The organism is Prevotella sp. CAG:592, assembly GCF_000436015.1.
Lineage (GTDB): Bacteria > Bacteroidota > Bacteroidia > Bacteroidales > Bacteroidaceae > Prevotella > Prevotella pectinovora.
Window position 1 is genome coordinate 5070 of record NZ_FR892595.1, and the last position, 9692, is coordinate 14761.

At 51.9% G+C, this 9692-nt stretch carries 5 protein-coding genes; all 5 read left to right on the plus strand.

Annotated features, from left to right (window positions below; all coding sequences use genetic code 11):
- Positions 1–1563 (plus strand): glycoside hydrolase family 2 TIM barrel-domain containing protein (locus tag QVO99_RS07580; RefSeq protein WP_288177046.1); only part of this gene is annotated, 1563 nt, incomplete at its 5' end.
- A 415-nt stretch (positions 1564–1978) separates the two neighbouring features.
- Positions 1979–2500 carry a prolyl-tRNA synthetase associated domain-containing protein gene (locus tag QVO99_RS07585; protein WP_022317011.1) on the plus strand — a complete coding sequence of 174 codons (522 nt, stop codon included), beginning with the start codon at positions 1979–1981 and terminating at the stop codon, positions 2498–2500.
- A 394-nt stretch (positions 2501–2894) separates the two neighbouring features.
- Positions 2895–4349 (plus strand): DUF4992 family lipoprotein, encoded by a 1455-nt coding sequence (locus tag QVO99_RS07590; RefSeq protein WP_022317012.1) that lies wholly within the window; start codon positions 2895–2897, stop codon positions 4347–4349.
- Positions 4350–4397: 48 nt separating this feature from the next.
- On the plus strand, positions 4398–7697 hold the full coding sequence (locus tag QVO99_RS07595) for a SusC/RagA family TonB-linked outer membrane protein (protein WP_288177048.1): 3300 nt from the start codon (positions 4398–4400) through the stop codon (positions 7695–7697).
- A gap of 30 nt (positions 7698–7727) precedes the next feature.
- A partial coding sequence (locus QVO99_RS07600; protein WP_288177047.1) for a RagB/SusD family nutrient uptake outer membrane protein occupies positions 7728–9692 on the plus strand: 1965 nt, incomplete at its 3' end.

Sequence of the window (9692 nt, forward strand, 5' to 3'; positions counted from 1 at the left end):
AACCGCCACCAGGATTTCGCCTACGTGGGAAATGCGGTGCCTAACAGTCAGCAATGGCGTGACGCCAAGAGACTCAAGGATGCAGGAATGACGATAATCCGCGCTGCCCACTATCCTCAAGACCCGGCATTCATGGATGCCTGCGACGAGCTGGGACTCTTCATCATCGTACCTACTCCGGGATGGCAATATTGGAACAAAGACCCTAAGTTCGGCGAACTGGTGCATGAGAACACCCGACAGATAATCCGTCGCGACAGAAACCACACGAGCGTGCTGATGTGGGAACCGATTCTCAACGAGACACGTTATCCTGAGGATTTCGCACTGAAAGCCCTCGACATAACACACGAGGAATTCCCCTACCCTGGTCGTCCTGTAGCCGCCGCCGACATGAATTCGGCTGGAGTGAAAGACAACTACGACGTGCTCTACGGATGGACTGACGACATAGGCAAGGAGGGCACACCGGAAAACAAATGCATATTCACCCGTGAGTTCGGAGAGATGGTGGACGACTGGTATGCACACAACTGCCTGAACCGTGCTGCCCGCTCATGGGGCGAGAAGCCAATGCTCACCGCCGCCCTCTCTCTGTCTGACACCTACGGCGAGATGTTCCACGGCCAGCGCCAGTTCATCGGCGGATGCCAGTGGCACCCCTTCGACCATCAGCGCGGCTACCATCCCGACCCATACTACGGCGGTATCTACGACGCCTTCCGCCAGAAGAAATATGCCTTCGAGATGTTCCGCTCACAAGACCGCACACAGGAGCCTATGGTGTTCGTGGCGAACGAGATGACACAGTTCTCCGACGAAGACGTGGTGGTGTTCTCCAACTGCGACAGCGTGAGACTGACACAATTTGAGGGCGACAAGGTGCTCACACTACCCGTAGTACACGATGCCGGCGACAAGCCTTGCGCACCAGTGGTATTCAAGGGATTCTGGAATTTCTGGAAGGCACGCGAATATAGCTACAAGCAGCGCAACTGGCAGCGGGTGAGTCTGCTTGCCGAAGGAATAAAAGACGGCAAGGTGGTATGTTCTGAAAAGAAGATGCCGTCGCGCCGCAGCACCAAAATCCGTCTCTATGCCGACGAGATGGGCAGAAAGCTGACAGCTGACGGCAGCGACTTCATCGTGGTGGTGGCAGAGATTACCGACGACAACGGCAACGTGAAGCGTCTGGCAAAAGACAATATCATGTTCAGCATCGAGGGCGAAGGACGCATCATCGGTGATGAGACGATTTTCGCCAACCCTCGTGCCGTGGAATGGGGAAGCGCCCCTATTCTCGTTCAGGCTACCGACAAACCGGGCAGCATCACCATCCATGCCCGCAGCGCCTTCTCTGGTGTGTACGCTCCTGCAGAAGCCACGTTGACGATAGAGAGTGTGGCTGCCGAAATGCCGAAATGCTTCACCGATGAACCGTCTGCCAAGACCGTCCGCACGGCATCTGCCTCAGCGGCAGCCTCTCAACAGATGACCGACGAGGAGCGCCAGCGCACTCTCGAAGAGGTGAACCGTCAGCAGATGGACTTCGGAATACAATAATCACCAAACGGTATTAATGCAAGTTCTAATTACCGGTTTTGGATAATTGCATAGTCTGTACAATACACATCACGCCGCAACACCGACTGTCTCAACGATTCAGAGACTATTGGTGTTGCGGCGTGACCGTTTTCTTATCCCTATCAATACTATGGATTAAGCCCGAACCAGTCATTATGCCTGTCTGGATTTTATTCTATAAAAGTGAGTTTTTTTCGGCTTTCAGCCCAAATCAATTATTAGGACCTGTTTGGGTTTGTATTTTGGGAAGAGGGGATTTTGTTTGTTTTTGATTCGCAATAGCGAGCTATTGCGAATCAAAAATTTGCAGGCTATACAAATAAATAGTACATTTGCACATTGACACCAGCTGGATTCATTCCGGTGAATAAACGGGACAAAAAACTTTAGAATCATGACACGCGAAGAAACAGTATTGAACTATCTCAGAGAACATGACATACCATTCACCAACTACAACCACCCCGAAGGAAAGACCATCGAGGAGGCTAAACAATGGTGGAAGGATGACGGCAGCGTGCACTGCAAGAATCTCTTCTTCCGCAACCACAAGGGAAACAGGCATTATCTCGTGTGTTTCGACAGCGACCACGACCTCGCCATACACGATCTGGAACATCTGCTGAAGGAATCGCTCGTGAGCCGCGGACTGCCTTCATGCGGAAAACTCTCGTTCGCCTCTCCTGAACGGATGATGAAGTATCTGGGACTGGAACCAGGCAGCGTGTCGCCTTTCGGACTGATAAACGACACGGAAAACCACGTGCATCTATTTCTTGACGAGAATCTGCAGAAGGCAGACTCCCTGTCGTTCCACCCTAACGACTGCCGCGGAACGGTGGTGATAAAGCGAGAGGATTTCGAGCGGTATCTCAGCATCGTGGGCAACACGTATGAATACATAAGACTATATTGACAAACAATCGGAATTTAGCATTTGTAGATTGCAAAATCATAGTTTTTTTACACAAAGCGACATGTCGAGTGTAAAAAAACCACTTACCCATATATTTATTTTACTTTTATTTCTTTCGTAAAGAAACATTTACTAACTTTGCATTACAAACCTTACTTAAGGTTAAATATTGCTAATAGCAAAAAAGGATGAGGAGGGGAACATACATACCCTCCCCCACAATAAAAAACATATCTATCAAACAAAAAAAACAAATTGTAAGCTAATCAAGGACTTGCAAGTATTATACTGACATTTTTCAGCAGACGATGTGAACATACATGTCTTCTTGCCAGTTTGTCTACTTGTCCTTCATCTACTCGACTACCAAAAACAACTTAAAAACAAATACATTATGACAACGAAACAATTATCACTACACTGCAAGAGCATCGGAATGATGTGTCTGGCAGGAGGAGCGCTCACCATGGCGTCTTGTGCACAAGACGACCTCACGGGAGAGCAATTCGGCAGTGGAGTTAGGAATTCGCAGCTCGTGGCACCATCGGCCGACCAGATCAGCGTGACGCCGAGCACCGACGGAAGTCAACAGATCATTGCGTGGCCCGTGGTGGAGGGAGCCGGCGGCTATCATGCCGTGCTGACAAACGTGGACAACGGAGAGGTGGTGAAAGACACACTCATCGACGGAATCACATTTGCGGCACAGCGCATCGAAGACACCAACTACACGTTAGCCCTCTCGGTGCTCGACAACGAGAAACTGAACAACAAAGGTTCTGAAGCCGTGACGAAGGCTTTCAGCACATTCACCGCCACCTATCAGGTGATTCCTGACGGTACCGACCTCGCCACTTATTTCGAAGAGAATGCAGTGCCCGACGAAGGACTCACCACCATGCTCTGCTACGACCTTCAGCCAGGAGGAGAATACACGATGTCGAAGAGCGTGGACTTCGGAAACAAACAGGTGACGCTGCGCACTACAAGCATCTCTAACCATGCCAAGCTGAAGTTCACGGCAGACAACGTGTCGATAAAGACCGGCACCATCTTCGCCCTGAAGAACCTCGACATCGACGCATCGCAGTCGTTCGACCCACTGATAAGCCTCTCTACTCCCGACGAGAGCATCAAGGGCACTGGCGACTACTACATAGTGCGCGGAGCACTGACCATCAACGGATGCAACATCACGGGAGTGAACAACAATCTCATTTACGACGGCAACAAGAAATACTGCTATGAGAGCGTGGTGATAAACAACACCATGGCTCATCTCACACTGAGCAGCCAGACAAACGTCAGCGGAAACGCCGTGATATACTTCAAGGGCGGATTCGCCAACACGCTGCAAGTGAGCAACTCCACGATATGGAACACGGGAGACAGCGACAGCAAATACTTCGTGCAATACAACAACAGCGGACGCGCCACACGTGCCGGATACAACAACAGCAACGTGAACTTCCTGAACTGCACTTTCTACAATATCGCAAAGACTGGACAGTGGGCTAACTATGGAGGATTCAACGGACAGAAGTGTTCTTATTTCGACGTGGAGCGCAACATCTTCGTTGACTGCGGAAACAAGCAGGTTATCCGACGCATTCTGGGTGGACGCTCGGCATCGTCATACGACGTGGCGAAGACTCTATTCAACACCTATATGTTTGACGGAGAATTCGAAAGCACCGGTGGTATCGTTGAGAACTACGACGTGACTGGCAACTGTCTCGAAACCGACCCTGGTTTCAAGGATGCCAAGAACGGCGACTTCACCATCAGCGGTTCGGCACAGCTGGAAAACAAGACCGGCGACCCTCGCTGGATAAAGACAGCTGAATAACAAGAGACTGGCAACAATCGAAAACAAATGAAACACAAGACAAGAATCATGAAAAGGAAAACGATAATCAGCTTATGCTTCGGATGCTTGGCATTGGTTTCCATACCTATCCATGCACAGCAGGAGAACCATACAATAAAGGGCACCGTGGTTGACCAAAACGGCGACCCCATCATCGGCGCTACAGTGCGCCTGGTGGGCAGCAAGGGAGCAAACACTGGTGTCATCACCGACATCGACGGTAACTACAGCATCACGGCACCGAAAGGCAGCAAAGTGAACATCTCATACATCGGATATCTATCACAGACGGTAGTGGCCGGCGGAAAAGCACAGCTCAAGGAAGACGCCCAGAATCTGGAAGAGGTAGTGGTAGTGGGCTATGGCACACAGAAGAAGGCCCACCTCACCGGTTCTGTCGGCACGGTGCCGATAGACGACATCAAGGACCTCTCTGGAGCAAGCCTCGCATCATCCCTCTCCGGACTCATCAACGGAGTGAGCGTGAGCGGCGGCGACAGACAGGTGGGACAATCGTCGAGCATCACCATCCGCGACGGAGGAGTATTGCGTGACTTCACAGGAAACGCTGCCGGTCCGCTCTACGTCATCGACGGCTACGTATATCCTAACGATATAAAGAACCTGGGCGAGGAGGCGTTCAACAACCTCGACCCTTCTGAAGTGGAGAACATCTCGGTATTGAAAGACGCATCGGCTGCCGTATATGGAGCTCGCGCCGCAAACGGTGTGATTCTCGTCACTACGAAAAAGGGAAAGATGGGAGCACCGAAGATTTCATACAACGGCACATTCGGTATCGCCGACGCAATGTCAACACCGAAGATGCTCAACGCATACAACTACGGCCGCCTGTATGACATCATGACCGACAACGACCCGAGAAGCACATCGCTGAACCGCACCACGTCATTGTTCCAGCAGGATGAGCTGGAGGCTATGAAGGGACTGAACTACGACCTGCTCGACAAATACTGGGATACGGCAGTGACTCAGCAGCACAGCGTGAACGTGAGCGGAGCCACCGACAAGGTGAACTACTTCGCCGGAATTTCTTACTTCACACAGGACGGTAACCTGGGCAAACTCGACTACGACCGCTGGAACTACCGTGCGGGTGTCGACGTGAAGATAAGCCACAACCTGAAGGCCAACCTAAACGTGAGCGGAAACTTCAGCGAACTGAACAAGCCTAACAACTCGATAGGTAACGGCGGACTGGAGAACGACTACCGCAACCTGCTCTACCGTCCGCGCTACATTCCGGAACAGGTGAACGGCATGCCGATTCTCGGCTACGGTGTGAGCAACGCCCAGACTAACGATTCGCAGACATATTCTTATGGTCTGATGCAGAACAACGGCGACTACGCTGAGACGAAGACAAACAACATGACCGTGAATGCCGGACTGGAATATGACTTTGAATGGAGCAAGGTGCTCAAGGGTCTGAAGCTGAGGCTGACATACTCTAAGAGCATCAACAATGACAAAGGCAACCAGTATGGTTCCAAGTTCACATTATATAAGATGGTGAACCGCACCGGTAGCGGACAACATCTCTATACGCCAATCGCCGGCGAGGAATACGACACATACCTCTCACAGGACAATTTCGAGCCAACGACACTCGACAACGGCAACTATATCTCTCGTTCCATGTCGCGCATGGACAACTACCAGATAAACTTCACGGCAAGCTACGGACGCAAGTTCGGTCTCCACGACGTCAATGCCCTCTTCTCAATAGAGAAGTCGGAGTCTGAATACGAGGATCTGGGCGGTCATGCCACGGAACCTTATTCATTCACCAACTTCCAGTCTAACGGTGCTTCGGGCACTAAGACTCCAAGCTGGTCGAGAAGCGAGTCGGCAAGTCTCTCATATATCGGACGCTTGAACTACGCCTACGCCGACAAGTACCTCTTCGAGTTCCTCATCCGTTCTGACGCTTCCACAAAGTTCGCCCCCAAGAATTACTGGGGTGTGTTCCCGTCAGCAAGTATCGGATGGGTGATGTCACAGGAGAAGTGGTTCAACAATGCCCTGCCATGGGTTGACTTCCTCAAGCTCAGAGGATCATTCGGTCTGACAGGCCGCGACAACACCACAGCATGGCTCTGGATGCAGCACTACGGCATCTGGAACAAGACAAGCGACAATGCCGTGTTTGGAGAAGGAACGACAAACAGCGGACAGTCGATACGTATGGACAACGGTAATGCCGACGTGAACTACGACGTGCATTGGGACAAGTCGTACAAGGCAAACTTCGGTATCGACTTCAACGTGCTCTCACAGCGTCTCGCCGTGACTCTCGAGGCATACAAGGTGTGGAACCGTGAGATGTTCATGAACCTGTCACAGTCGGTACCGGCAACGGTAGGCTGTCTGTCGGCTTCTACCAACCTTGGCAAGATCGACAACTGGGGCTATGAGGCAAGCATCACATGGAGAGACAAGATCGGCAAAGACTTCAAATACCGCATCGGTGTGAACTTCGGCTATAGCGACAACAAGGTCATCAACAGCGACTTCGCCACAGACTACGTGTATAAAACAGTGCAGAAGGGCGACCGCTTCGACATCGGAACATGGGGAATGGAATGCCTCGGAATGTTCCGCAGCTATCAGGAGATTCAGGAGTATGTGAAGAAATACAACATCACCAACTATATGGGAATGGCTCCAGACCAGATCAAGCCGGGTATGCTTATCTATAAGGATGTGCGCGGAGCTGGCGGCACAGGAACGCCCGACGGTATCGTCAACGCCAACGACGACCAGGTGCGCATCTCCCACCGTGCCAGCAACCCATACGGATTCACCACCAACCTTCACGCCGAGTGGAAGGGACTCTCTGTAACGGCTCAGCTCAGCGCCAGCTGGGGTTCGCGTTCTGTGATTCCTACATCTGCCCTCAAGGCTTCTTACGGCATTGAAGCACAGAACATGCCTTCGTTCTGGAATCCTGACGATGTGTTCGTATACAACGACATAACAGACGGCTCGGGCAATGTGGTGGTATCACAGAACCGCGACGGTTCGCTACCAAACCCATCATACAACATCAACAGCCAGGCATCAAGCTTCTGGACTGTCAGCGGCACAAGGGTTTCGCTTAACCGTCTCACCGTGGCTTACAAGATTCCTAAGATGGCATGGTTCAAGACAATCGGCCTGGAGAGCGCCAGGGTGAACATCACAGGACAGAACCTGCTGAGTTTCTACAACCCCTACCCTGACAACTTCATCGACCCTCAGTGCAGCTACGGCAGCTATCCTAAGCTCCGCAAATGGACTATCGGTGTGAACCTGACTTTCTAACGTATAACTCATAATCAAGGAATAACAACAATGAACAAGAATATAATAAAAGTTTGCAGCATCGCGTTTGCAGCATCTTTTCTCGCCTCATGTAGCGACAGTTTCCTCGAGGAGAAGAAAGACAACAACAACGTGAACAAGGAGGTCTACAACGACTTCACCGGAGCACAGCTGCGCGTCAACTCCATCTATGGCGAATGCCTTCCAAACCCAAGTTCGGTATCGGGATGGAACAACAACTGCACGGGTCTCGCTTCCGACATACAGGCAAAAGCTACAGAGGAATACTGCGGAATGAGCGGTTCGAGCGAACAGAGCTTCGTGAATCCTCTCTATGAGCTTGATGCCCTTACCGGCAACGTGGTGCCTGATTATTTCACCAATGAGCAGAAGCATCTCTCCAACGTTTGGGGACGCATCCGCAACATCAACGACGTGATTGCCGGACTGGAAGGTTGCACACTGAGCGAGAGCCAGAAGAACCAGTTGCTCGGACAGGCTTACTTCTTCCGTGCATGGTGTTACTACCAGCTTGTGAAATGGTATGGCGGTGTGCCTATCATAAAGGAAGTGCAGGAAACTTCTCCAAGTTCGTTCACACCTCGTTCATCGGCAAAAGACTGCTTCTCTTTCATCATCAGCGATCTCGACACCTCTGCCAGACTGCTCACCGATGCCACCACACATGGCGGATGGAGCGGAGAAAACTGGGGCAGAGTGACTTCCGGCACGGCGCTTGCCTTGAAAGGACGCGTAATGGTGTTGTGGGCAAGTCCGATGTTCAACCGCGCCAACGACCAGCAGCGCTGGAAGGATGCCTACGAGGCTATAAAGGAGAGTCTGCCAGTGCTCAACGCCTGTGGATACGACCTCTACACCGGTACTAACGATGTCAACGCTTCTGCCTTCGCCACGATTTTCGGACAGACGAAGAACTGCGAAGATGTCTTCGTTACGCTCTTCAACACCGAAGACCCTATGCAGAGCGGCGAGGCTGGCGACAAGGGAAAGAACAACTACTGGGAGAACAATATCCGTCCGGCAAACACCAACAACCGCACCGGCGGTATGGAACCGTCGGCAATGATCGTCGACATGTTCCCTATGGCTGACGGCAAGCTGCCTTCTTCGGCATCTACATACAACAAGCTGGAGAAGTCTTCATTTGAATACGACCGCAACTATCCGTTCATGAACCGTGACCCTCGCTTCTACCGCACCTTCGCCTTCCCTGGTGTGCGTTGGGCTTACAACGGCGATGCCAGTCAGGGCGGAGTGAACAACAACCCTCAGGACGGTGCCAACTATGCTCTTTGGAACTATGTATGGTATACCAACCAGGATGATGCGGGCAACGTGGAGAGCGGTGAGGCTTATGGTGCCGACAACCTGCTGAAAAACAAAAAGGGGCTCTACGTCAGAAAGCGCACAAGCGACTACGACCTCGGTTCGTCGCTCTATGTATACAACAGTGGATACTCTCGTGGCGCATTTGCCAGAAGCGCTTCGCCATTCATCGAGATCCGCTACGCCGAAGTTCTCCTCAACTATGCTGAGGCTGCATGTGGCGCCGGTCACATGGATGTGGCAGTAGAACAGTTGCAGAAAATTCGTTCGAGAGTGGGCTACACGGCAGAAAACAACTACGGTCTGCCTGCCAATCTTGCTTCCGATCAGGCCACTTGTATGAGTGCCGTACTGCTGGAGCGCCAGATAGAATTGGCATACGAGGGCAAGCGTTTCGACGATATGCGCCGCTGGATGCTCTACGATGGTGGAGCGACAAAGGTAGCAGGTGCGCCCGACACTTGGACTCTCACCGGATGGGGCGGCAACACCTGTCAGTGGCTCGGATTCACACCGCTCAACGGACAGCGTCGCGAGCGCATGGAGTTCCGTGTGGCCGACAAATATGGTGTTGGCGGCACTACCTACGAGAGCGACCCTCTCATCAAGGCTGGTGTCAGCCGCTGTCAGCCGATAGACCTCCGTCAG